General features: G+C 68.3%; 20 protein-coding genes and 1 riboswitch. Of the genes, 10 read left to right on the forward strand and 10 right to left on the reverse strand.

Annotation, left to right across the window (positions count from 1 at the left end; genetic code table 11):
* Positions 1–82 precede the first annotated feature (82 nt).
* Positions 83–2,302, forward strand: coding sequence for an NADP-dependent isocitrate dehydrogenase (locus ON062_RS12610; RefSeq protein ID WP_274647505.1), 2,220 nt, complete (start codon positions 83–85; stop codon positions 2,300–2,302).
* 68 nt (positions 2,303–2,370) lie between these two features.
* Here the strand turns inward: ON062_RS12610 and manA are convergent, their stop codons facing one another.
* Both manA and ON062_RS12620 read right to left on the reverse strand, forming a co-directional pair.
* On the reverse strand, positions 2,371–3,567 hold the full coding sequence (manA, locus tag ON062_RS12615; protein ID WP_274647506.1) for a mannose-6-phosphate isomerase, class I: 1,197 nt from the start codon (positions 3,565–3,567) through the stop codon (positions 2,371–2,373).
* Between the two features lie 59 nt (positions 3,568–3,626).
* Positions 3,627–5,078, reverse strand: coding sequence for a L,D-transpeptidase (locus tag ON062_RS12620; protein ID WP_274647507.1), 1,452 nt, complete (start codon positions 5,076–5,078; stop codon positions 3,627–3,629).
* A gap of 196 nt (positions 5,079–5,274) precedes the next feature.
* Between ON062_RS12620 and ON062_RS12625 the strand changes: the two genes are divergently transcribed.
* The 6 genes from ON062_RS12625 (at position 5,275) to ON062_RS12650 (ending at position 11,760) form a co-directional block, all read left to right on the forward strand.
* Positions 5,275–6,471 carry an ROK family transcriptional regulator gene (locus ON062_RS12625; RefSeq protein WP_274647508.1) on the forward strand — a complete coding sequence of 399 codons (1,197 nt, stop codon included), beginning with the start codon at positions 5,275–5,277 and terminating at the stop codon, positions 6,469–6,471.
* 102 nt (positions 6,472–6,573) lie between these two features.
* Positions 6,574–7,854 carry an extracellular solute-binding protein gene (locus ON062_RS12630; RefSeq protein ID WP_274647509.1) on the forward strand — a complete coding sequence of 427 codons (1,281 nt, stop codon included), beginning with the start codon at positions 6,574–6,576 and terminating at the stop codon, positions 7,852–7,854.
* 203 nt (positions 7,855–8,057) lie between these two features.
* Positions 8,058–9,038, forward strand: a complete 981-nt coding sequence (locus tag ON062_RS12635) for a carbohydrate ABC transporter permease (protein ID WP_274647510.1) — start codon at positions 8,058–8,060, stop codon at positions 9,036–9,038.
* Entirely contained in the window at positions 9,035–10,006 is a 972-nt protein-coding gene (locus tag ON062_RS12640) for a carbohydrate ABC transporter permease (protein ID WP_274647511.1), read from the forward strand. Before ON062_RS12635 ends, ON062_RS12640 begins: the two co-directional genes overlap by 4 nt.
* Positions 10,007–10,049: 43 nt before the next feature.
* Entirely contained in the window at positions 10,050–10,988 is a 939-nt protein-coding gene (locus tag ON062_RS12645) for an ROK family protein (RefSeq protein WP_274647512.1), read from the forward strand.
* Entirely contained in the window at positions 10,981–11,760 is a 780-nt protein-coding gene (locus ON062_RS12650) for a glucosamine-6-phosphate deaminase (RefSeq protein WP_274647513.1), read from the forward strand. The genes ON062_RS12645 and ON062_RS12650 overlap by 8 nt, the downstream gene beginning before the upstream one ends.
* 544 nt (positions 11,761–12,304) lie before the next feature.
* Here ON062_RS12650 and ON062_RS12655 read toward each other — a convergent pair.
* From ON062_RS12655 to ON062_RS12680, 6 genes are all read right to left on the reverse strand, one after another.
* Positions 12,305–12,718 carry an NUDIX domain-containing protein gene (locus ON062_RS12655; RefSeq protein WP_274647514.1) on the reverse strand — a complete coding sequence of 138 codons (414 nt, stop codon included), beginning with the start codon at positions 12,716–12,718 and terminating at the stop codon, positions 12,305–12,307.
* Positions 12,715–14,103, reverse strand: coding sequence for an FAD-binding oxidoreductase (locus tag ON062_RS12660; protein ID WP_274647515.1), 1,389 nt, complete (start codon positions 14,101–14,103; stop codon positions 12,715–12,717). Before ON062_RS12660 ends, ON062_RS12655 begins: the two co-directional genes overlap by 4 nt.
* Positions 14,100–14,495 (reverse strand): YrdB family protein, encoded by a 396-nt coding sequence (locus ON062_RS12665; RefSeq protein ID WP_274647516.1) that lies wholly within the window; start codon positions 14,493–14,495, stop codon positions 14,100–14,102. The genes ON062_RS12660 and ON062_RS12665 overlap by 4 nt, the downstream gene beginning before the upstream one ends.
* Positions 14,496–14,576: 81 nt before the next feature.
* On the reverse strand, positions 14,577–16,505 hold the full coding sequence (locus tag ON062_RS12670) for a sigma-70 family RNA polymerase sigma factor (protein WP_274647517.1): 1,929 nt from the start codon (positions 16,503–16,505) through the stop codon (positions 14,577–14,579).
* A 362-nt stretch (positions 16,506–16,867) separates the two neighbouring features.
* Positions 16,868–18,010 (reverse strand): N-acetylglucosamine-6-phosphate deacetylase, encoded by a 1,143-nt coding sequence (gene nagA / locus ON062_RS12675; RefSeq protein WP_274647518.1) that lies wholly within the window; start codon positions 18,008–18,010, stop codon positions 16,868–16,870.
* Positions 18,007–19,539 (reverse strand): beta-N-acetylhexosaminidase, encoded by a 1,533-nt coding sequence (locus ON062_RS12680; RefSeq protein WP_274647519.1) that lies wholly within the window; start codon positions 19,537–19,539, stop codon positions 18,007–18,009. Before ON062_RS12680 ends, nagA begins: the two co-directional genes overlap by 4 nt.
* Positions 19,540–19,639: 100 nt before the next feature.
* A riboswitch (ZMP/ZTP riboswitch) is annotated at positions 19,640–19,724 on the forward strand.
* 76 nt (positions 19,725–19,800) lie between these two features.
* Between ON062_RS12680 and glyA the strand changes: the two genes are divergently transcribed.
* Both glyA and ON062_RS12690 read left to right on the forward strand, forming a co-directional pair.
* Positions 19,801–21,075 carry a serine hydroxymethyltransferase gene (gene glyA, locus ON062_RS12685; RefSeq protein ID WP_274647520.1) on the forward strand — a complete coding sequence of 425 codons (1,275 nt, stop codon included), beginning with the start codon at positions 19,801–19,803 and terminating at the stop codon, positions 21,073–21,075.
* A gap of 18 nt (positions 21,076–21,093) precedes the next feature.
* Complete coding sequence (locus ON062_RS12690) at positions 21,094–21,984, forward strand: bifunctional methylenetetrahydrofolate dehydrogenase/methenyltetrahydrofolate cyclohydrolase (RefSeq protein ID WP_274647521.1); 891 nt, start codon at positions 21,094–21,096, stop codon at positions 21,982–21,984.
* Between the two features lie 10 nt (positions 21,985–21,994).
* Here the strand turns inward: ON062_RS12690 and ON062_RS12695 are convergent, their stop codons facing one another.
* Both ON062_RS12695 and ON062_RS12700 read right to left on the reverse strand, forming a co-directional pair.
* On the reverse strand, positions 21,995–22,789 hold the full coding sequence (locus tag ON062_RS12695) for a transglutaminase family protein (RefSeq protein WP_274647522.1): 795 nt from the start codon (positions 22,787–22,789) through the stop codon (positions 21,995–21,997).
* Between the two features lie 63 nt (positions 22,790–22,852).
* A complete protein-coding gene (locus ON062_RS12700) occupies positions 22,853–23,146 on the reverse strand; it encodes a hypothetical protein (RefSeq protein WP_274647523.1) in 294 nt (97 codons plus the stop codon).
* Between the two features lie 144 nt (positions 23,147–23,290).
* Here ON062_RS12700 and ON062_RS12705 point away from each other — a divergent pair.
* On the forward strand, positions 23,291–23,811 hold a 521-nt coding region (locus ON062_RS12705), incomplete at its 3' end, for a hypothetical protein (protein ID WP_274647524.1).

Consider the following 23,811-nt stretch of genomic DNA (forward strand, 5'->3'; position numbering starts at 1 on the left):
TGTGCGGAGATATCTTGACGTCAAGATACTTTCTGCGCGCCTGCGATAGGCTTGACGTCGACTCGCGAACGGAGAACGACGCATGACCGACCCGACCATCATCTACACCTACACAGACGAGGCTCCGGCACTGGCCACAGCCTCGTTCTTGCCGATTGTGGAGGCGTACACCGGCCAGGCGGGCGTGTCCGTCGAAACGCGTGACATCTCGCTCGCGGGGCGCGTGCTCGCGGCGTTCCCGCAGCGATTGACCCCCGAGCAGCAGGTCGGCGACGCGCTGACCGAGCTGGGCGGTCTCGCCACGGTTCCCGAGGCCAACATCATCAAGCTGCCGAACATCTCGGCATCCATCCCTCAGCTCAAGGCGACGATCGCCGAGCTGCAGGCGCAGGGCTTCGACGTCCCCGATTACCCCGATGACGCGTCGACGGTTGAGCAGAAGGACATCCGCGCTCGGTACGACCGCATCAAGGGCTCGGCGGTGAACCCCGTCCTCCGCGAGGGCAACAGCGACCGCCGCGCGCCCCTGTCGGTGAAGAACTACGCGCGCAAGCACCCGCACCGCAACAAGCCGTTCGCTGATGGTTCGAAGACTCGCGTGGCGACGATGGGTCACGACGACTTCAAGAGCAACGAGAAGTCGTGGGTCGCCGCGCACGATGACGTCCTCACGATTCGTCACATCGACGCCGACGGCAACACCACGGTCCTCAAGGACAACCTCAAGGTGCTGCCGCGCGAGATCATCGACGCAACGTTCCTCTCGGCATCCGCTCTCGACGCCTTCCTGGCCGAGACCCTCGAGCAGGCGAAGGCCGAGGACGTTCTGTACTCGGTGCACCTCAAGGCGACGATGATGAAGGTCAGCGACCCGATCATCTTCGGTCACGTCGTGAAGGCGTACTTCGCCGACGTGTTCACCCGCCACGGTGACGCGCTCGCGGCGGCTGGCCTCACGCCGAACAACGGGCTCGGTTCGATCCTGTCGGGCCTGGCGAACGTCGACGGTGGCGAGGCGATCGCTGAGGAGATCACCGCGGCACTGGGCGCCGGCCCGCGCCTGTCGTACGTGAACTCCGACAAGGGCATCACCAATCTGCACGTGCCGTCCGACGTGATCGTCGACGCATCGATGCCGGCTCTCGTGCGCAACGGCGGCAAGCTGTGGGGCGTCGATGGTGGCGAAGACGACACGCTCGCTGTGATCCCCGACTCGTCGTACGCCGGTGTCTATCAGGCCGTGATCGACGACGTGATCGCCAACGGTCCGCTCGACCCGGCAACGATCGGCACCGTCCCCAACGTGGGCCTCATGGCGCAGGCGGCAGAAGAGTACGGCAGCCACGACAAGACCTTCGAGATCGCAGCGCCCGGCGTCGTGCAGATCGTCGACGGCGAGGGCGAGGTCCTCATCGAGCACGAAGTCGGCACCGGTGACATCTGGCGCGCGACGCAGACCAAGCACATCGCCGTCATGGACTGGGTGAAGCTCGCCGTCACGCGTGCGCGCGCGACCGGTTCGCCCGCGGTGTTCTGGCTCGATGTGAACCGCTCGCACGACGCGCAGCTAATCGCCAAGGTGCACCAGGGTCTCGCACTCCTGGACACCACGGGCGTGCAGATCACCATCCTCGCGCCGGCCGAGGCGACGCGGTACACCCTCGCGCGCATGCGTCACGGGCTCGACACCATCTCGGTGACCGGCAACGTGCTCCGCGACTACCTCACCGACCTGTTCCCGATCCTCGAGGTCGGCACCAGCGCCAAGATGCTCTCGATCGTTCCGCTGCTCGCAGGCGGCGGCCTGTTCGAGACCGGCGCGGGCGGTTCGGCGCCGAAGCACGTGCAGCAGCTGGTCGAGGAGAACTACCTGCGCTGGGACTCCCTGGGCGAGTTCTTCGCACTGGCCGCGTCGCTCGAGCACCTGTCGACCACGACGGGCAACGCGCGTGCTCAGGTGCTCGCCGACACGCTCGACGCGGCCACGGGGACGTTCCTCGAGAACGACAAGTCGCCCGGCCGTGCACTCGGCACGATCGACAACCGCGGCAGCCACTTCTACCTGGCGCTGTACTGGGCGCAGGAGCTGGCGTCGCAGACCACGGACGCTGAGCTGGCGTCGATCTTCGCTCCCGTGGCCGAGGCGCTCGGCTCGCAGGAGCAGCAGATCGTCGACGAGCTCATCGCGGTGCAGGGGTCGCCGGCCGAAATCGGCGGGTACTACCGTCCCGACGACGCTCTCGTCGCCCAGGTGATGCGCCCGTCGAAGACCCTCAACGCCATCATCGACGGCTTGAGCTGATCGCACGCGCCGTAGGCGCGAATAAGTGGGGCGGATGCTGCAGCATCCGCCCCACTTTGCTTTTCAGGCTACGCCTGCGCCATCGCCACCCATGCGCGCCCGGGGCCGCTCACGCGTAGCGAGGTGACATCGCCTGAGACGAACGCGGCGTCGCCGCGCGGGATCGTCATGCTCACTCCGGCGGAATCTTCGACCGTGACGGCATCGCTGTCGGCGAGGACGATCGCCGGCCCGGTGGGGGTGACCACAGCGTCGCCGTCGACGAGGAGCATCGAGAACGGGGCCGGGGGAGTGTAGCCGGTGACCGCGCCGTCGACTTCGGGGGTGAGCAGGGTCGCGGGGCCCTGATCGAACGACAGCAGGCGCACCAGTTCGTCGGTGTCGATGTGCTTGGGCGTGAGGCCGCCCCGCACCACGTTGTCGCTCGCGGTCATCAGTTCGATGCCCAGGCCCGACAGGTATGCGTGCAGCAGTCCAGCGGGGGCGTAGAGCCCTTCGCCTCGGCGAAGCGAGACGCGGTTCATCAGCGCGGCCACGACGACACCGGGGTCGCCGGGGTAGTGCTGCGACACCTCGCGGACGGTCTGCCAGGTCGTCGCCAGCGCCGCATCTGTGACGTTGTCGCGCGAAGCCAGCGCCGTGAGTGCGTCGACGGTGGCGGTGACGGCGGGGCCGCCCGCGAGTAGCCAGGTCAGTGCGTCCTGCACACGCGTGGGGTCCGCGAGGATCTCGACCAGCCTGGTGAACGCGTCGTCGCCGCTCTCGCGCAGCGTGTCGATGAGCGCGGCGACTTCGTCGGCGGGGCGGAACCCGCACAGGGCGTCGAACCGCTCACTCACCGCCACGATGATCTCGGGCTTGGGGAAGGGGTCCTTGTAGTTGCGCGAGGGATCAGAGATCGGGATGCCGCGGGCTTCTTCCGCTGCGAAACCCGCCGTCGCCTGTTCTGGCGTCGGGTGCACCTGAAGGGAGAGCGGGCTCGCGGCCGCGAGAACCTTGAGCAGGATGGGAAGATCGTTGCGCTGTGCGCCGATGGCCTCGCCCAGCAGACGTGCGGGTTCGGCGGCGATCCACTCTTGCAGCGTGTCGTGCGTGCGGCGCAGTTCGGGCACGACCGTGCCGGTGTGCGTCGGCGAACCGGGGTGCGTGCCCAGCCACAGTTCGGCCTCAGGGGCACCGCTCGGCTCGACGCCGCGGAACTCGGCGATCGCGGTGGTCGACCCCCAGGCGTAGTCGCGGGGGGTGTTGGTCAGGGCGATGAACATCGGGTCCTCTCGGGGCAGACGAAACGCCCCGGGCTCAGCCCAAGGCGTCTCGGTGGATGTCAGGCGTGAACCCACACCTCGGTGCCGTCGGGGGCCCAGTCGTAGACGTACTTGGCCACCTCATCGGGCATGTTCACGCAACCGTGGCTCATCGGGGTGCCGAAGTTGTTGTGCCAGTACGTGCCGTGGAAGCCCTGATCGCCGTTGAACCACGTGACCCACTTGACGTCTTCGGTGCAGTAGGGCGCGCCCTCGTAGCATCCCATGTCCTGAATCGGCACGTGCGCGAAGATCTTGTAATAGCCGGTCGCGGTCGGCGTCGCGGACTTGCCCGACGAGATCGCGTACGACTTCACGACTTTGCCGTTCTCGAACAGGTAGGTGCGCTGGTCGCCCAGGTCGACCTCGATGCGGCGCGACAGCGAGGTGGTCTCGAAGTCCGTGGTCTTCGCGGGCAGTTCGTACACGGCGTCACCCGAGGCCAGCTGCGCGGCGAACTCGTCGGCGACGCCGGACGTGTCGCCGAGCGCTCGGCCGGTCACACCCTCGGTGACGGTGCGAATCACGCCGCCGTCGGAGTTCGTGATGACGGTTGCATCGACGGCGTCGCGGTTGACCTTCTCAGCAAGACCGTCGACGACATCCTGAATAGCTGCGGAGTCGGCGGCGATCGCGAAGGTTCCGTCGCCGTTGGGGGTCACCGTGAGCCACGACGCGGCGGTGGCGCGCTTGATGGGCACGACCCGCTCGTCGCCGATGTAGAAGCCTGCGCGCGAGAGCATGCCGTTGAGCGTGTCGGCGGTGGTCTCGACGCTTTCGGTGCTGGTGAGCGGCGGGACGGCAACCGTAGTGACATCGACCTCGGCGGTCGTTGCCCCGGTATCGAAAGCGTCCTGCAGTGCAGCGAGAACAATCGTCGGGTCGATGCCCGCGCCGTCAACGGCCGGTGTCGTGACGTATGCCGCGGATTCGGCGTCGAAGGCGAGAGTCGCGTCGGTCGGGGTGACGTAGATCTCGGGGGCTGCGGCGTGCAGCGTCGATGCGGCTGCCTCGGCGTCGATCGTGACCGTGGGGGAGGGGGTTTCAGTGAACCACTCGGTGACGTTCCACATCGGGTGTGCGGCGAAGGCGTCATCGGCAAGGGTCGCGGCGTCTACCGACGCGCCCAGGTCGGCGCCGGTCACTTCTGCCCCGTCGGCGTCGCCCGCGAGAACCACGGTCGTCGATGCCACGTGCTGGTTGAGAGCGTCGGCTGCGGCCCCGGGTGTCATGAGTCCGACCGAGACGCCGCCGATGGTCGTTCCGGGAGCGATGAGGATGAGGGATGCCGCGACGGTGCCGAGGATCGCTGCGCCGCCGATTCCGATCCCGACCCACAGGCCGGTGCGGCGCTTTTTCACGACGGGTTCTGCGGGCGCCCATTCGTAGGTTTGGGTCGCGGCTTCGGGGTCGCCAGAGGCCGTGGGAGGCTCGGTGTTTTCGGCCTCTGATCGGGTGACGGTATCCGTCACGATGCACCCCCGGTTAGTCATTGACGTTCCGTCCATGGTAAGGCACCGGGGCTGGGGAAACCTTTCAGAATGCGAACGTGCGGCGTCTGAGCAGGAGTTTCACGGAGAGTCGCTCAATGTAACGGTTTTGTAAACACGCCGTTCAAATTCGATTCAGGGGTTGCGGTGTGTTTGTTCGTAAGGTCTACTAACAAACATGACAACGGAAGCGCACGGCGGCCCTTCCACTCTGGAGCCGCTGCACCACACCCCCAGCGCCAGCGCCCGCGCCTTCGCGCCGGGACGTGCACTGCGGCAGGGCGTCAAGGTGCTTCCTGAGCACGCTCGCGGTCACAACCGCTCGCTTGTGCTGCAGACGCTCTTCCACCAGGGTGCCATGTCTCGCGCCGATCTCTCGCGCGAGACGGGGCTGACCCGCGTGACCATTTCTGATCTGGTCGCCGAACTCATCGCCGACGGCTTCATCGCCGAGATCGGCATGCGCGAGGCCTCGGGGCCCGGCAAGCCCGCCATGCTCGTCGACCTCGACCGCGACGGCCACCGCATCGTCGGTATCGACCTGTCGGGCAGCGACGAGATCATCGGTGCCGTTCTCACTCTTGACGGCGACATCGTGTTCCGCCGTGAGGTGGCGCTGCCCGAGGCAGACGCGGTCGTCGACACCGTGATCGCGCTGGCCAGCGAGCTCGTGGCCGAGTCGCACGCTCCGGTTCTGGGCGTGGGCGTCGGCGCCCCCGGTGTGGTCGATGACCACGGTGTGATCCTCACGGCCCCCAACTTCGGCTGGGCGGGCTTCGACCTCGAAGGCTCGCTGCAGAAGGCGCTCGGTTTGTCGGTGCTCGTCGCAAACGACGCCAACGCCGCAGTGCTTGCCGAGTACACGTTCGGGCGCTCCGGTGCCGACGTGCTGCTGGTGAAGGTCGGCCGCGGTGTCGGTTCGGGTCTGCTCGCCGGCGGTCAGCCCATGCGCGGCGCGCGTTTTGCCGCCGGTGAAATCGGCCACGTCACGGTCGGCACCGACGGTGGCCCCGCCTGCGTATGTGGCAAGGTCGGCTGTCTCGAGGCCTGGCTGTCGGTTCCCGCGCTCACGGCGCGCCTCGCCGAAGCATCCACTCCCGAAGAGCACGACGGCATCCTGCGCGACGCGGGGGAGCGGCTGGGCATCGCCCTGGCCCCGGTCGTCGGTGCTCTCGACGTGTCGGAGATCGTGCTCTCCGGCCCCACTGAACTTCTCGACGGGCCGCTTGCGGCGCAAGCCGTCGAGACTCTCCGCACTCGTACGCTCGCCCAGTTCCACGACGGCGTGCGCGTGCGGATGACGGAGCAAGGCCAGGACATCGTCCTGCGCGGCGCTGCCGTCATGGTCCTCTCCGGACAACTCGGGGTGTCATAGCACCGCACACACCCCACAAACCCCCTGGGTGGGCCTTGCCAGGCACATCCCCCCGGAAGGGCCACCCGGTCCCCGGAAACACCAAGAGAAGAAGGAAGCAACATGAACAAGAAGCTCGGAGCCCTCGCGCTCGTCGGCGCTTCGGCGGTCGTCCTCGCCGGTTGCGCAGGCGGCACCGCGGCCGCACCGGAGGAGCCGGAAACCGGCGACATCACCGTGTGGCTGGTCGGCGCTGACACGCCCGAGACCGCGCGCGAGTACCTCGTCGACACGTTCGAGTCGGAGAACGAGGGCTGGACCCTCACCATCGAGCAGAAGACGTGGGACGACGTGTCGAACACGTACGAGGCTGCGCTGTCGTCGAACGACGCACCCGACGTGGTTGAGGTCGGAAACACGCAGGCGCTCGGCTTCGCTGACGCCGGTCTGTTCCTCGACATCACCGACATCAAGGAAGACCTCGGCGGCGACGACCTGCTCGGCGGTCTCGTCGACGCCGGCACCTACGAGGGCGCGCTCTACGCTGCTCCCTACTACGCAGGTGGCCGCGTCGTGTTCTACAGCCCGATGCTTGTCGACGAGGTCCCCGCGACTCTCGAGGACTACGTCGCCACGGGTAAGGAACTGACCACCGACACCGTCTCGGGCATCTACGCCCCCGGTAAGGACTGGTACAACGCTCTTCCCTACATCTGGGCCAACGGCGGCGAGATCGCTGTTCAGGACGGCGACACGTGGGACGCGCAGTTCTCCAGCCCCGAGAGCATCGCCGGACTCGAGATGTTGCAGGACGTCTACGAGAACGCCACCAACGCTCCGTCGGACGGCAACGAGCTGCAGGCCAACGTCGCGTTCTGTGACGGACTGGCTGGCTTCATCTCCAGCCCCGCATGGGCTGCCGGCAACCTCACGGGTGCATGGCCGTGGGCGGACGACGCCGCGGGCGTGAACGAAGAGGGCTGCCCCGACACCTACGCGAAGGACCTCGGCGCGTTCGCACTCCCCGGCCTCACCGCCGGTGAGACCGCTCCGATCTTCGCCGGTGGCTCGAACGTCGCCGTCGCGACCAAGAGCGAGGCTCCGAGCAAGGCCAAGGCTGCGCTCGAGATCATGCTGAGCGAGGACTACCAGAAGCTCCTCGCAGAGCAGAGCCTGACCCCGGGTATCGTCTCGGCCGCACAGTACCTGCCCGACACCCCCGTCGCTCAGGCACAGGCTGCGGCTCTGGCCAACTCGAAGGGCACCCCGGCCAGCCCGAACTGGTCCGAGGTTGAGACCGCTCAGCTGATCCCCGACGCGCTCGTCAAGATCGCGGAGGGCGGCGACGTCACCGAGATCGCAACCGCGCTCGACGAGGCGATCGAAGCGATCCTGAACGACTGATCCGAACGGGTCGGGGGCTTCGTCCCTACGGAGCCCCCGACCCGCTCTTCCCTCTCCCTTTCGGGACCGCCGTCTCGGACAGGCTCAGACATCGGCGCTGCGCTTGTCCCGGAGGTCGGTCCACCCCCTCCCCGTCGCGGGGGCGCCTCGCCGTGCCCTGCCGCTTATTCCCCCCATCCGCTTCATCACAGAGAGGAGGCGACATGAGTGAAACCCGCACCCTCGTCGCAGGCGCTCGCACCTCCAAGGCGCAACGCCCCGGCGCTCAGCTGAGCGAACGCGATAAGGCTCGCCGCCGTCGCGAAGCACGCGGCGGTTGGACGCTGCTTGCCCCGTCGCTCATCATCCTCGGCGTCATGGTCGGCTACCCCGCCGTACTCATGGTCATCCAGTCCTTCACCGACTACACGGTCAAGAACAAGGTTCAGGGGACGCTCCCCGGCTTCGTCGGCTTCGACAACTACATCGAGTTGTTCACCGAGTCCGACTTCCCGGCCGTCCTGCTGCGCAGCCTCACGCTCATGGTGGTCCTCACCGTGCTGATCATGACGTTCGGCGTCCTGGTCGCGGTGCTCATGACGCGCCTAAGTCGCGTGTGGCGCATCGTTGTCTCCGTCGGACTGCTGCTGGCCTGGGCCATGCCCCAGCTGGTGGCCACCACGGTGTGGGGATGGATCTTCGACACCGAGTACGGCATCGCGAACTGGATCCTCAACGCCATCACCGGCGACCCCGAGTGGATCGGCCACCAGTGGCTGCTCAACCCGCTGTCGTTCTTCTTCGTCCTGACGATCATTATCGTGTGGCAGTCGGTCCCGTTCGTCGCCTTCACCACCTACGCCGGACTCGGCCAGGTTCCCGCCGAGGTGCTCGAAGCGGCATCCCTTGACGGAGCACACCCCTGGAAGCGCTTCTGGTTCATCGTGTTCCCGTACCTGCGCAGTGTGCTCACAGTGGTGCTCGTGCTGCAGGTCATCTGGAACCTTCGCATCTTCACCCAGGTGTACGCGCTGCAAGAACGCGGCGGTCTCGCCTCTGAAACCAACGTGCTCGGCACCTACCTGTTCCGTCAGGGCGTTGGCGAGTTCGGCGCGACATCGGCCATCGGTGTCGTCATGGTCATCCTGCTGCTGGCCCTGTCCTGGAGCTACGTCCGTACCACGCTCAAGGAGGAGGAGCTGTGAGCACTCAAGTTACGACGTCGACTCAGCTCGGCACGGTCGGCGTCGACGAACTCGTCGGCGAGGTCGGAAAGGCCAAGACCCCCAAGAAGCGCTCGATCGACGCGCGCCGGCCCTCGGCGAAGCGTGTGGTCTACCGCACGGCGCTGAACATCGCCGCGGCGATCATCTTCCTGCTGAGCGTGTTTCCCGTCTATTGGATGGTGAACATGTCGCTCACCCCCAACAGCGACATCGTCAGCCGCGACCCCGACTTCTTGCCCCTGGGCCTGACGTTCCAGAACTACATCACCGCGTGGAACCGTGAGGCCGCCCCCGGCCAGACCGACTTCCAGCACGCGATCGTGACGTCGATCACGGTCACCGGCGGTGTGCTGATCGCCACACTGCTGTTCGCGTTCCTCGCCTCGATCGCCATCGCGCGCTTCCACTTCAAGGGTCGTCGTGGCTTCATCATCTCGGTGCTGGTCGTGCAGATGATCCCCGGCGAAGCCATGATGTTCACCATCTATGGCATGATCGACGACTGGCGTCTGATCAACACGTTCCTCGGACTCGGGATCGTGTACCTGGCATCCGTCATCCCCTTCACGATCTGGACGCTGCGCGGATTCGTCGCCGGAGTGCCGGCCGACCTCGAAGAGGCCGCGATGATCGACGGCTGCACCAAGTCGCAGGCGTTCTGGAAGGTCACCTTCCCGCTGCTGGCGCCGGGTCTGGTCTCGACCGGTATCTTCGCCTTCATCCAGTCGTGGAACGAGTTCACGATGGCCCTGCTCCTCATGAACGGCTACAACCTGCCGCTCATGCCGTGGCTGAACGCCTTCCAGTCCTCCAGCGTCGCTGGTTCCACCGACTGGGGCGCCGTGATGGCCGGATCGACCATGATCGCCATCCCCGTGATCATCTTCTTCCTCATCGTCCAGGGCCGCATGACCGGTGGTCTCGTCTCGGGAGCGGTCAAGGGCTGATGGGCACGCAAGACACAGCCGCCTCCCGTGGGGAGGCCGGCCGATGAGGGTTGGGCTCGACGTCGGCGGCACCAAGACAGACGCCGTCGCCGTCGACGACAGCGGAACGGTTGTCGCGCGGGTGCGCCTGGCGACCGGCCAGGGCCCGCAGGCGGTCATCGCCACGGTGCTCGAAGCAGTGCGTGCACTGCGGGAGTCGCTGGATGCCGGTGCCGCACCGTTCACGTCGATCGGCATCGGGATTCCCGGCCAGGTGATGCCCGGCACCACGCGCGTGACTCACGCGGTGAACCTCGGCATCGATGACCTCGACCTCGCCGCGGCGATCAGCCCCGTGCTGTCGTTGCCGGTGTACGTCGAAAACGACGTCAAGGCCGCCGCGCTCGGTGCATATGCGCTGCACGGTGCCGCGTCGCAGTCGCTGTCGTCGATGGCGTATCTCAACCTGGGCACCGGTATCGCGGCAGGCATCGTCGAAGACGGTGTTCTGGCTCGCGGTCGCCACGGCAGCGCGGGGGAGGTCGGCCACATCTCGGTGGATCCGGCTGGCCCCCTGTGCCGCTGCGGTCAGCACGGCTGCATCGAAGCGCTCGCCGGTGGCGGGGCGATCGCCCAGCGCTGGGGAACCGGCGCCGCGCTGCCCGTGAAGGATGTCTTCGACGCGTCCGACGCTGGCGACCCGCTCGCGCAGTCGCTTCGTGCTGGCCTCGCCGCGGGTGCGGCAGCTGCCGTGCGCGTGCTGGTGCTCACCGTTGATGTCGACACGGTCGTGCTCGGCGGCGGCGTGACGAACCTCGGCGACGCCTTGCTGTCGGACATTCGCGCACAGCTCGATGCCAGTGCCGCGGCATCCCCGTTCCTGCGTTCTTTGTGCTTGTCTGAACGTGTCGCTCTGCTTCCGCTCGGCTCGCCGGCCGCCGCTCTCGGTGCCGCGCTGCTGGGCGAGGCCCGTACCCCCGAAGGAGTCCTCGCGCATGGCTGAGGTCATCATCGTCGCCGACAAGGCGGCCGCAGGCGCGCTCGTCGCCGAAGAGATCGCTCGCCTCGTACGGACGACCCCCGATGTGGTGCTCGGTCTTGCGACGGGCTCGACCCCGCTGCCGGTGTACGAGGCGCTTCCCGCGCTCCTTGACGGCGTCGACGTCTCGCGCGTGCGCGGCTTCGCGCTGGACGAATACGTCGGCATCACGCCGGGGCACCCCGAGAGCTACCGCGAGGTGATCCGCCGTGAGGTGATCGAGCCGCTGGGGCTCGACCCCGCGCGCATCCGCGTTCCCGACGGCTCGCTCGACGGCATCGAGCACGCCGGCGAGGACTACGAGCGTGCGATCACCGCAGCTGGCGGCGTCGACCTGCAGATTCTCGGCATCGGCACCGACGGACACATTGGGTTCAACGAGCCGGGCTCGTCGTTCGGCTCACTCACGCGCGTGAAGACGCTGACGGAGCAGACGCGTGAAGACAACGCGCGCTTCTTCGACTCGGTCGACGACGTGCCACGCCATTGCATCACGCAGGGTCTCGGCACGATTCTGCGCGCCAAGCATCTTGTGCTGCTGGCGTTCGGTGCCGGCAAGGCGCGTGCTGTCGCCGCGGCTGTCGAAGGTGCCGTGACGGCATCCGTCCCCGGATCTGCCATTCAGCTGCACCCGCACGTGACCGTCGTGGCGGATGAGGCAGCGGCCGCCGAGCTCGCGAACGCCGACTACTACCGCTACACCTTCGCGAACAAGCCGGCCTGGCAGGGGATCTAAGCCCCTCCTTCTTGGCACGTTTCGCCGTTCCTGCGCCGCCGTCGCCTGCCGCCGTTCCTGCGCCGCCGTTCCTGCGCCGCCGTTCCTGCTGCCGTCCCTGCGCCGCCGTCGCGTGTCGCCGTTCCTGCGCCGCAACTCCTGAAAATCGACGGCTGAGCGTCCGCATACGGGGCTTCGGTGGGCGAGTCGCGCCCGATCTCAGGAGTTAGGGCGTCGGCGGCGGGGGCGCGCGGTGGGCGTCGCGGCGGCGTTCGTCGCGGACGCGTGTCGCCGGGCTCCGCTGCGTTCCGTGCCACCGCGCCGGTGTCGCCGGCGTCGCGCGGTCGCAACTCCTGAAAACGGCTGGCTTCGCGCCCGCGAAGCGGGGTCCGGTACGGGAGTCGACCCCGATCTCAGGAGTTAGGTTCAGGCGGCAGCGGCAGCGGCAGCGGCAGCGGCAGCGGCGGCGGGCGGCTGCGGGCGGCGGGCTGCGGGCTGCGGGCTGCGGGCGACGGGCGGCGGGCGGCAGGCGGACGGGCGGCAGGCGGCAGGCGCCGGGCGCGCGTCAGGCGTCGCGCCAGGCGTGGCGGATCAGATGGTTGCGGCTGAGCGGGGCGAGGGGAGTGGCATCCACTTCGCTCTCGAGGATCCACCGCAGCTCGGCGATCTCGGCGCTCGCGACGGCGGTGACTCCGCTCACCCGCACCGCGAACGCCTCGGCGATCACCACGTGACCGGGTTCGTTCGCTGCGGCGTCGGTGAACGTGCCCAGCGCGAGCGCGTCGGCGGGGTCGACCACGAGCCCGGTTTCTTCGGCGAGTTCGCGCAGCCCGGTCTGCAGGGCGGTTTCGCCGACGTCGGGCTTGCCTCCGGGTTGTTGGAAGACGGATGCCCCCACCTTGCGCACCACGAGTGCTCGGCGGTGCTCGTCACTCACCACCATCGCGGTCACCCGCACCACGCCGGGTTCGCGGGTCATCGGACGAACACCTTGCCAGGGTTCAGGATGCCGCGAGGGTCGAAGACCCGTGTGATCTGGCGCTGCAGTTCCCACTGATCGTCGCCGAGTTCGGCGGCCAGCCACCGGCTCTTGAGGACGCCCACTCCGTGCTCGCCGGTGAGCGTGCCGCCCAGGCGCAGGGCAGAGGTGAATAAGTCGTCGGCGGCGGCCCAGATGTGGTCGGGGACGTCGACGATTCCTGCCTCGTCGGGTGTCGCGTCGAAGATGAAATTCGGGTGCAGGTTGCCGTCGCCGGCATGCGCGACCGTGGGGATGATCACGCCGTGTTCGCGTTCGACGCGTGCGATCTCGTCGAACATGGCCGGCAGCGCGCTGCGCGGCACCGACACGTCTTCGATGAGCGTGGTGCCCAGTCGTTCCATGGCGGGGTGCATCGAGCGACGCACCGCGAGCAGACGTTCGCCCTCGTCGGCGTCGTGCGAGAGGGCGACGTTGCCACCGTGCTGCTCGAGAATCGTGGCGATCGCTTCAGCATCGTCGAGCGCAGAGGTGCCATCGGTTTGGATCGTCAGCTGCGCGACACCAGGTAGCGGTGGTTCTAGACCCATCAGGTCGTGGACGGCGGCGAGGGACGCGGCATCCATCAACTCCATAATCGCCGGCTGCACGCCCGACGCGGTCACGGCCGATGAGGCCCGCGCGGCGCTGCTCACCTCGGCGAACGTCGCCGCGAGAGTTGCGACTGCGCCGGGGATGCGGCGACGAAGTTTCAATGTCGCGCCGACCACGACGCCGAGGGTTCCCTCGGAGCCGATCACGAGCGACGTCAGATCGAGCCCAGTGACGCCTTTCACCGTACGGTGGCCCAGTCGCATCAGGCGCCCGTCGGCAAGAACCAGGTCGACGCCGAGCACTGCGTCGCGGACGACTCCGTACTTTGCGCAGAGCAGTCCGCCCGCGCCGGTGGCGATGTTGCCGCCGACCGTCGAGATCGCGCGGCTGGCCGGATCAGGGGCCCACCACAGGTCGTGCGGTGCCAACGCGTCGTTGAGATCGGCGTTGATGATTCCGGGTTCGACGACGGCAATAAGGTCGTCAGGCTGCACCTCGAGGATGCGGTTCATGCGCAGCAGAGACAGGGCGATCTCACCCTTGCCAGCGTTGGCCGCGCCGGCGAGCCCGGTGCGTGCTCCCTGCGTGACGACGGGTGTGCCGGTCTCGGTCGCGATGCGCAGTGTCGTCTGCACGTCTTCGACGCATTCGGCGTGCACCACCGCGAGTGGCGTGCCGGTTGCCGCGTGGCCGGATTTGTCGGCCCGGGCCGATTCTCTCGACGCCGGAGTGATGTCGACGCGGTCGCCGAGTGCGGCGGTGAGCAGCTCGACGACGTCGCGCGTGCTCATGCGAAGCGGCGTCGTCCGGCGAGCACACCCGCGGTGACGGCGATCACGCCGAAGCCGAGGCCGATCCAGGCGTAGCCGAGGCTCCACCACGCGATCGTGGCCGACACGTAGACGAGGATCTCGACGAGCGCCCGGATGAAGGGGTGAACGGCGAAGACCGCGCGCGGTGAGACGAATAGTGCCCACACGAGGATCGCGAGAACGGGTGCCCCGATGCCCGCGACGACGTTCCAGGGGAAGGGCCACGATGCGAATCCCCAGATGGCGAGGGAGACGAACGCGAACAGCTCGCACACGAAGGCGAAGATGTCGACTCCCGACAGCGGAGCGCGCATGCCCGGCGCGGGCGAAGAAGCGGATGCTGCGGGTTCGGGTGCGACGGAGTCGGGCATGGTTTCCAGTTTACGAGGTCATGGGGCCGGCGCCCGCGGGCACGGTGCCTCGCGGGTGACGACGCGGAGGTGGCGCAGGCTTCAGTCGCGCAGCGCGTCGATCAGATCGCGCAGGCTGACGACGGAACTGAGCGGCACGGTGCGCGTGGGGCCAGCCTCGTCGCCCGCCACATACTGCAGTGACAAGCTTGCGTTGCGCAGCAGGTGACTCAGCGTCGGGCGCACCGTGACGGTGGCTTCACCGCCGTCGAGGACGACGTCGCCGAGAGCGGTTCCGTCGAAACTGACGCGAACGGTGGCGCCGTCTTCTCCGCTGACGGGGATCGCCAGCGTGAGGCGCGAGCCGGAGAACGTGGCCGTCGCGCGCGCGACCTGCGGCGTGCCGGACGGGAGCGCCGACTCGGGGTCCGGGTCGACGGGGTCCGGGTCGACGGGGGCCGGGTCCGGCGTGGGCGTCGGGTCCGGCGTGGGCGTCGGGTCCGGGGTCGGTGTCGGGTCCGGGGTCGGTGTCGGGTCAGGTGACGGCGTGGGGTCCGGAGTCGGGGTCGGGTCTGGCTCGGGGCTCGGCGCAGGGTCGGGACTCGGCTCCGGGTCAGGAGTTGGCGCCGGGTCGGGATCCGGAACCGGCGCTCCTTCCGATTCTGCAGGCTCGGAAGGAGCCGAGCCCGGCGCCACAGGAGGCGCGGGATCGGCAGGGGGAGCAGATTCCGTCGCTGGCGTGGTCACCGGATCGGGAGCGGCGGCATCGGGCGTGGGCGTCACCGGCGGCACTGTGTCGGGGGCGGGCTCCGCCACGGGTGGTTCGTCGGTGACCGTTTCGACCGGGGCGGCTGCTGCCTTCTTCGTGTCCGAGTCGTCGAGGGTGATCGAGGGGAGTGCTGCGGCTGCGGCATCCGCTGATGAAGCTCCGTTCGCTTCGCTGGTGGGGACAAAAGGAAGGGAGAGAGCGGATGCCGCGACCGCCGCCACGACGACGACACCGGCAGCGACGAGACCGACAGTGGCGCCGATGCTCGAAGTCGCGCCAGCGGTGCCGGCGGCTGCGCCCGTCGATGCCGTGCCGCCGACCGTGTTGCCGCCGGAACCGGTCACGGTGACCCCGGCGAACGGATCGGCGACGGGAACCGCGCTGACGCCGCCGGCGTTCACGGCGCCATCGATGACCGAGGAGGGCATCGCGGCGAGCGCGACGACGGGCGCTCCGGCGCCCTGCAGTGACGCCAGGTACCCTGCGGTGCCCGCCACTCCAACGGTGAGTGGGAGCAGGACCAGGGCGAGCCGATTGCCGACCTCGTGAGCTTCACCAGCGACGATGGTGCACCGCGCGCACTCCTTCAGGTGCGCGTCGACCTTGCCGCGGTCTCGCGCGCCGATATTGTTGCGCGCGTAGGCGCCCAGCTGCTCGGTTGTCCATTGGCAGTCCGAACCGTCTTCCAGAGACTGCAGGTGCGCCTGGATCCACGCTTCACGCAGACCCTCGCGCGCACGAAAGGTGAGCTGGGCGACAGCGGTCGCTTTCATCCCGAGAAGGGGTGCGATCTCGGCGGGCTTCATGCGCTCGATCTCGGAGTACCAGAGCACTTCCTGCCAGCGCGAGGGCAGGCTCTTGAAGGCCCGATGGGTCAGGCTGCGGTCGAGCGCTTCTGCGGTCGCCTGCTCGCTGGACGCAGGATCTTCGACAGTGTCGAGCGTGTCGAGTGCTGTCTCTCGGTTCGAGCGCCCCCACGCTGCGGCGGTGTTGCGGATGCTGGTGAACAGATACGCGCGAAAGGAACCCGTCGGGCCACCGCCAGCGAGGATCGACTTGTAGATGCGCGTGTACGCCTCTTGTACGAGATCGTCGGCATCGGTGCCGGGCGACACGTTGCGCGCGACGGTGATGCCCGAGCGGTAGTGGCGCTGCCACAACTCGCCGAACGCGCGGCTGTCGCCTGACCGGGTGCGAAGCACCAGATCGGCGTCGGCGAGCTGCGCGGCCTCGCGGTCGAGGATCGCGTCGTTGTCGGGCACGGGGTTCTCCGGTCTGCGGGGGATTGCTGTACGCCTGTTCGACCAAGAGACGTCACACATCCGCGGATATCACGCGGGTCTTCCATTCTTACGGTGAACGTTCAGTTTCGCCAGGGCGGGCGTGGACGGACCAGAAGAAAAACTTTTGCGAAGTCGCGTAATAGAACACGATTGACCCCGTCTCATGGTCAGGAGAGGCTGTTCGATGCCAGGGGGCGTTCCAGCGGGCAGCCCGCCGATGGGCCGGAAACTCGGGGGAGGGACCGGGCCATCACCACTCTGGGGGGAGTAGGGGCCGTTGCATCGGGGGATGCGACGGCCCCATCACTTTGCGCCCGTGCAAGGCATTTTGCGCCGTGGATTTAGCCCGCCGCCCCGAGCGTTTCGACGCCGCCGCTCCAGACGCGCGTGACGCGAAGGTTTGCGTCCCACAGCACTGCGTCGGCGCGGCATCCGACCTCGAGGCTACCGACATCGCTCGCCCCAACGGCCCGCGCGGGAACAGCAGTGAGGGAGTGCAAGGCGACTTCGAGAGGCACGCCGGCAGCGACGGTGCGGCGGAGCGCGGCATCCTGTGTCAGCGTCGACCCTGCGATCGCGCCGCCGGCTTGCAGTCGCGCGACGCCGTCGGTGACGGTGACCTGCAGCCCGCCGAGGTCGTAGCATCCGTCCCCTGCACCCGCGGCGGCCATGGCGTCGGTCACCAGCGCCACACGGGCACCGGCGGCGGCGAACACCACGGCGATCAGGCCGAGGTCGACGTGCACGCCGTCGGCGACGAGTTCGAGGGTGACGCGCTCATCGCGCAGCGCGGCGACCACGGGGCCGGGGGAGCGGTGGTGGATGCCGCGCATGGCGTTGAACGCATGGGTGACCACACTCGCTCCCGCGTCGAACGCGCGCTGCGCGGTGTCGTGGTCGGCATCGGTGTGGCCGATCGCCACCGTCACGCCGGCAGCAACGAACCGTTCGATCGCCTCGATGGCGCCGGGGAGCTCGGGAGCGATGGTCACCTGGCGAAGCGTGCCGCGGCCCGCTTCGATGAGCTTCTCGACGGATGCGGCGTCGGGCGTGCACAAGAGCTCTGCCGTGTGCGCACCCTTGTGCCCGGGGTCGAGGAACGGTCCCTCGAGGTGTGAGCCCAGGATCGTCGCGTCCGCGGCGGACAGGTCGGCGATCGCCGCCACCCGCCGGGCCATGTCGTCGACGGACGCCGTCACCAGGGAGATCAGGGACGAAGTGGTGCCGTGTTCACGGTGGACTGCGCGGGCGGTCGCGATGTCGTCGCCGCCCGCGTCGTACGACGCGCCCCCCGCTCCGTGGCAGTGGATGTCGACGAGTCCGGGCGTCAGCATCCGGCCGGTCGCATCGATCTTCTCGTCGGCGGCGGGCATCTCGGGGCCGGCGCCGCGGCCGGCCACACGCCCGCCGTCGAACAGCACCCACGCGTCGTCGTGCAGCTGGCCGGCGTCGACGAGCTGCGCGGAGTGGACGAGTGTGCTCATTCGGTCACCCAGTCGATTTCTGACGAAGCGTCGAACTGCACGCCCATGCGCGCCCACAGCGGCCCGAGTCCGGCGACGCGGGCGCGGAACGATTCCCACGTGCGCTCGGGGTGAGCGCCGGTCGCGGGCGACCACCCCGCCTCAGCGGCCGAGGCGATGCGGGGGAACGCGAGCTGGTCGATGTCGCGCGCGGTCGCGACCGTTTCGGTCCACAATGGCGCCTCGATCCCGAGGATGTCGGCATCGGTGATCCCGCCGATCACGTCCGACGGCTCCCAGGCGTACGAGCGCTCGACGCTCGTCGGGCCGTTCGCCCACACCAGACCGAGGGGCGAGTCGGCATCGGGCTTCATGTCGAGGTAGATCGCGTCGGCGGGCGAGAGGATCAGCTGCGCGCCGGCGCGAACGAACGCGCGCGCCTTGTCGTCCATGCCGTCGGTGGGGGTCACGAAACCCCAGTACTGCCCGATGGTTTCGTCGTGCAGCCCGGCCGCGGCGCCGGCTTCGTGCCACGCGACCGGCGTCTTACCGAGGTCGGCGATGATCGCGCTCGCGCGCGAGACGAACGCGGCGAAGTCCGCGGGGTCAGTGCCCAGCGCCTCGTCGCCGCCCAGGTGCAGGTACGGGCCGGGCGTCTCGCCGGCGAGTTCACCGAAGACGTCGGCAACGAAGTCGTATGTCGCCTCGGAGTGGATCTTCAGCGACGAGAATCCGACCGCCATGCCGTCGTACGGGGTACCGTTGCGCGGAAGCTCACCGCCGTACGTCTTCACGACCTCGTGAATGTGGTCGCTGAGCACCGGCTCTTCGATCAGCTCGGGGTAGGCAAGGCCGACGGCGTGCGTGTGGCCGGGCATGTCGATCTCGGGTACCACGATCATGTGGCGGGATGCCGCGTACTCGACGATCTCGCGGTAGTCGGCCTTCGTGTAGAAGCCGCCCGGATCGCCGCCCACCGACGTGCCGCTCGCGCGGGCCGTCAGCTCGGGCCGGGAGTGCAGCTCGATGCGCCAGCCCTGGTCGTCGGTCAGGTGCAGGTGCAGGGCATTGAACTTCAGGCTCGCCGCTCGGTCGATGTATGCCTTCACGGTGGCGACGGGGTGGAAGTGTCGGGCGACATCGAGCATGACCCCGCGGTATGCGAAGCGTGGGGCGTCGTCGATGATGACGGCAGGCACGTGCCATCCGTCGCCGGTGCGCGTGAGCAGCTGCGCCAGCGTCTGCACCCCGTAGAACAGGCCCGCCGCATCTGCAGCGACGATGCGAATCGAATCGGATGCCGCCTCCAAGCGATACGACTCGGGCGCCCCGCCGGGGGTGATCGCGAGGGTGAGCGCCGCGTCACCGTCGGCGACCACCGGGGTGACGCCCGTGCGAGTGGCGATCGCCGACAGGGCGGCGGTCGTGGCATCCGTCGGTCCTGACACCGTGGTGGCGGAGGTCACCGCGAAGCCCGTGCCGCCCGTGACCTCGAGCGCGGCCGGAACAGGCACGAGCGCCAGAGTCTCGGGAGTGATGGATGCTGACACGATGGCTCCATTCTGACCGACGCAACCCGAGAGTGGGTCAACGGCGACCTGCAAGTAAAGAGTCCTAACAAAAGGCGTGATCCCAGCCTATCCGATATGCTCTGAGGGTCGCGACTGGCGTTGAGGTGGGTACCCACCGGGGAGCGGCTGACAAAGGCATTCGACCGCACGCCTGGGCCGGGTCTCGATACATCGCTCAACCGACGAGTTCCGCCGCGAAGCGACGGACCCGTATTCGAACCCGCTGCCAAGGAGATCGCCATGACCGATCAGTACTTCAATGCCCCGCTCTCAGAGGTCGACCCCGAGATCGCGGCCGTCCTGGACGCCGAGCTCGCGCGTCAGCGCGGCTACCTCGAGATGATCGCCTCGGAGAACTTCGTTCCCGTCTCGGTGCTGCAGTCGCAGGGCTCGGTGCTCACCAACAAGTACGCCGAGGGCTACCCGGGACGTCGCTACTACGGTGGCTGCGAAGAGGTCGACGTCGCCGAAGAGCTCGCTATCGCGCGCGCAAAGTCGCTGTTCGGCGCGGAGTTCGCCAACGTGCAGCCCCACTCGGGTGCATCCGCGAACGCCGCCGTGCTGCACGCCATCGCCCGCCCCGGTGACACGCTGCTGGGTCTTTCGCTCGACCACGGTGGGCACCTCACGCACGGCATGAAGATCAACTTCTCGGGTCGCCTGTATGACATCGTCGCGTACGGAGTGAACCCCGAGACCTCGATGATCGACATGGACGAGGTTCGCCGCCTCGCCCTCGAGCACAAGCCGAAGGTCATCATCGCCGGATGGTCGGCGTACCCGCGCCAGCTCGACTTCGCCGCCTTCCGTGCCATCGCCGACGAGGTGGGCGCGCTGCTGTGGGTCGACATGGCCCACTTCGCCGGTCTCGTCGCCGCCGGCCAGCACCCGAACCCCGTGCCCCACGCCCACGTCGTGTCGTCGACCGTGCACAAGACCATCGGTGGTCCGCGCTCGGGCTTCATCCTCACCAACGACGCCGACATCGCCAAGAAGATCAACTCGGCCGTGTTCCCGGGGCAGCAGGGTGGCCCGCTGATGCACGTCATCGCCGCGAAGGCGACGGCGTTCAAGCTCGCCGCGACCCCCGAGTTCGCCGAGCGTCAGGAGCGCGTCGTGCGCGGTGCGCACATCCTCGCCGAGCGTCTGTCGCAGCCCGACGTCGCCGCCGCAGGAATCGCCGTGCGCTCGGGCGGCACCGACGTGCACCTGGTGCTGGTCGACCTGCGCGATGCGGCGATCGACGGCAAGCAGGCCGAAGACCTGCTGCACGAGATCCACATCACCGTGAACCGCAACGCCGTGCCGAACGACCCGCGCCCGCCCATGGTGACCTCGGGCCTGCGCATCGGTACGCCGGCGCTGGCAACCCGCGGCTTCGGCGACGCCGAGTTCACCGAGGTGGCCGACATCATCGCTCTCGCCCTGCTGCCGGATGCCGACGTTGACGCGCTGCGCGCCCGCGTGGCATCCCTCGCCGAGGCCTTCCCCCTCTACCCGGGCCTCGCCCAGTAGCGCGGAGGACGGCAACGCATGACCGCTCAGATTCTCGACGGGCGCGCGACGTCCGCCGCCATCAAGGACGAACTGCGCGAGCGCATCGCCGCGCTGAAGGCCCGGGGGATCACGCCCGGCATCGCGACGGTGCTCGTGGGCGCCGACCCCGCGTCGCAGCTGTACGTGGGGATGAAGCACAAGCAGTCCGAGGCGATCGGGATGAACTCGATCCAGCGCGAACTGCCGGCCGACGCCACGCAAGAAGAGGTCGAGGCGCTGATCGACGAGCTCAACGCCGACCCCGCGTGCCACGGCTACATCGTGCAGCTGCCCCTGCCGAAACACCTCGACACCGACGCGATCCTCGAGCGCATCGATCCTGACAAGGATGCCGATGGCCTGCACCCGACCAACCTCGGGCGCCTCGTGCTCAACGTCAACTCGCCGATCACCTCGCCGCTGCCGTGTACGCCGCGCGGAGTCATCGAGCTTCTCGAGCGCAACGGCTACAGCCTGAACGGCAAGCACGTGGTCGTCGTCGGGCGCGGTGTCACGATCGGGCGTTCGATCGGCCTGCTACTTACGCGGCGTGAGTACAACGCGACGGTCACCCTCACCCACACCGGCACCGTCGACCTCGGTGCGCACCTGCGCCAGGCCGACGTGATCGTCGCCGCCGCCGGGGTCAAGCACATCGTGCAGGCCGCCGACATCAAGCCGGGCGCCGCGGTGCTCGACGTGGGAGTCACGCGTGAGACGGATGCCGCCACCGGCAAGTCGGTCGTCTCGGGCGATGTCGCCCCCGATGCGCGGGAGGTCGCGGGCTATGTCTCGCCGAACCCCGGGGGAGTGGGCCCGATGACGGTGGCGCTGCTGATGACGAACGTCGTCGAGGCAGCCGAGCGACAGGCGGCGCAGACGGCCTGATCGGGGCGCCTCACGCGATCGAGACGAGACGCGTCACGTCGTCGGGCAGTTCGTCGGCGACGGCGGTGACGGTCATGCTCTGCAGGTCGGCGCGGCCCGACATGACCGTGAGGAACGCCGTGTCGGCGGCATCGCGCCCCGTGGCGATGCGTACGAGGGTGTCGCGGGGCGCGAGGGTCGTGGCATCCATCACCCTCCAGTGCCCGTCGACCCACGCTTCGGCGACGGCGTGGAAGTCCATCGGGTCGAGCCCGGGCGCGTACACCGAGACGAGGCGCGCCGGAACGCCGAGGGCGCGCAACAGTGCGACGCACACGTGCGCGTAGTCGCGGCACACCCCGGTGCGCGAGAGCAAGGTGCGCACCGCGCCGTCGGTGGGGAGCGACGAACCCGAGACGTATGCGAGACGCGTTCCCACCCACGAAGACACCGCGGCGACGAGATCGGCGGGGTCGTCGATGCCTGCAAACTCGGCGGCGGCCGTCGGGGCGAGAGCATCGGACTCGGCGTAGCGGCTGGGCCGCGTGTACACGATCGGGTCGACATCGGATGCCGTTGCCGTGGCACCCGCGCCCAGAATGCTTGCGCTGTACTCGAGCGCGAAAGCGCCAGTACTCGGCTGCACGCGGTGCAGGCGAGTGCCGTGCACGTCGCGGATGTTCGTCACCTCGCACGGCACGCCGTCGACCGTCGCGGTGAGCTCTTCATGGGTCGGCTCGTAGTGTCGTGAGACCCCGACGGCGAACACCAGATCGGCGGGCTCGGTGACGCTCAGTTCGATTCGGCTCGTGACGTCTCTGCGCATGCGAACAGCATGCCAGGCGCGCGGGGTCGAGGGTCGCGCAGGGCGGGGGGATAGGCTTGCGGGTTAGCGGTTGTCGAGGTCGTCGAACATCTTGCGCTGCTCGGGGGTGAGGCCGTCGCGCAGTTCTTGACGGGCCGCGGCCTTCTCGGCGGACTCCGCCGCCGTACTCGTTGCGGTGTCACTTTCGGGCCGCACCGCGGGGCCACCACCCGCGCGGTCGTAGAGTTCGCCGGCGCGCTGCTCGAGCGAGCCGCTGACCTTGGCGTAGATCGCCCACCCGATGGTGATGAGGATGCGGCGGAGTGGCCGCCGAAGTGAACGCAGATCAGGGCTGTGTCGATTGCGTGTGTGGGGCATTCGTGTGTGATGATGCACATCTAGCTCACAGTTTCCTCTGTGGTGACACTCAGGAATCGGATGTTGGTCAGGATCCCCCCGGGTCATGTCGCGCTGGCGCTGAGAGCGGAGTGATGGGCCCCGCCGCTGGGCGCGGGTTTTGGCGTGAGTAGTGGGGTGCGCGTGGCGTGTTCGGATTCGTCGCTGTCGATGGTTCGTGTGTTGGGTTGGGTGCGGCGACGTCCGTTGCTGACGGGCGCGTTGGCGCTCGCACTGGTCGCTACTGGTGCGGTCGTGGCGGTGCGTCCGTGGGACCAGCCTGCTAATGCCGCGGCGTGCGCGGAAGGTGTCGCGGCGACCGCGACGAATGCTGCCGCGTTGGCCGTGGACTGCGGTCGTGAGGTCGAGGTGCTGAGCGACCGTTCCCCGTGGGTCACGGTGTACGCGCAGCCGGATGGTTTGTCGAAGATGACGGTGGATGCTGTCCCCTCTCGTACCAGGGTGAATGGTGACTGGCAGCCGGTTGACGTCTCGGTCGCGCCGTCTCCAGTTGCATCTGAGCCGGCAGATACGAGCAATGATCCGAGTGCGATGTCGGGGCTGGGGCATGGTGCGGGTGGCGTCGGTGCGAGTGTGTCGATGGCGCGTACCGTTTCGGACGCTTCTGGTGAGTTGGACGATACGGG

It is taken from the genome of Microbacterium sp. C7(2022), assembly GCF_028823665.1.
In the GTDB taxonomy this organism is placed as follows: Bacteria; Actinomycetota; Actinomycetes; order Actinomycetales; family Microbacteriaceae; genus Microbacterium.

Coding starts and splice junctions, on each gene's coding strand:
- ON062_RS12610 (WP_274647505.1), top strand. CDS start 83: ATGACCGACCCGACCATCATCTACACCTACACAGACGAGGCTCCGGCA.
- manA (WP_274647506.1), bottom strand. CDS start 3,567: ATGTTCATCGCCCTGACCAACACCCCCCGCGACTACGCCTGGGGGTCG.
- ON062_RS12625 (WP_274647508.1), top strand. CDS start 5,275: ATGACAACGGAAGCGCACGGCGGCCCTTCCACTCTGGAGCCGCTGCAC.
- ON062_RS12630 (WP_274647509.1), top strand. CDS start 6,574: ATGAACAAGAAGCTCGGAGCCCTCGCGCTCGTCGGCGCTTCGGCGGTC.
- ON062_RS12635 (WP_274647510.1), top strand. CDS start 8,058: ATGAGTGAAACCCGCACCCTCGTCGCAGGCGCTCGCACCTCCAAGGCG.
- ON062_RS12645 (WP_274647512.1), top strand. CDS start 10,050: ATGAGGGTTGGGCTCGACGTCGGCGGCACCAAGACAGACGCCGTCGCC.
- ON062_RS12650 (WP_274647513.1), top strand. CDS start 10,981: ATGGCTGAGGTCATCATCGTCGCCGACAAGGCGGCCGCAGGCGCGCTC.
- ON062_RS12655 (WP_274647514.1), bottom strand. CDS start 12,718: ATGACCCGCGAACCCGGCGTGGTGCGGGTGACCGCGATGGTGGTGAGT.
- ON062_RS12660 (WP_274647515.1), bottom strand. CDS start 14,103: ATGAGCACGCGCGACGTCGTCGAGCTGCTCACCGCCGCACTCGGCGAC.
- ON062_RS12665 (WP_274647516.1), bottom strand. CDS start 14,495: ATGCCCGACTCCGTCGCACCCGAACCCGCAGCATCCGCTTCTTCGCCC.
- nagA (WP_274647518.1), bottom strand. CDS start 18,010: ATGAGCACACTCGTCCACTCCGCGCAGCTCGTCGACGCCGGCCAGCTG.
- glyA (WP_274647520.1), top strand. CDS start 19,801: ATGACCGATCAGTACTTCAATGCCCCGCTCTCAGAGGTCGACCCCGAG.
- ON062_RS12690 (WP_274647521.1), top strand. CDS start 21,094: ATGACCGCTCAGATTCTCGACGGGCGCGCGACGTCCGCCGCCATCAAG.
- ON062_RS12695 (WP_274647522.1), bottom strand. CDS start 22,789: ATGCGCAGAGACGTCACGAGCCGAATCGAACTGAGCGTCACCGAGCCC.
- ON062_RS12700 (WP_274647523.1), bottom strand. CDS start 23,146: ATGCCCCACACACGCAATCGACACAGCCCTGATCTGCGTTCACTTCGG.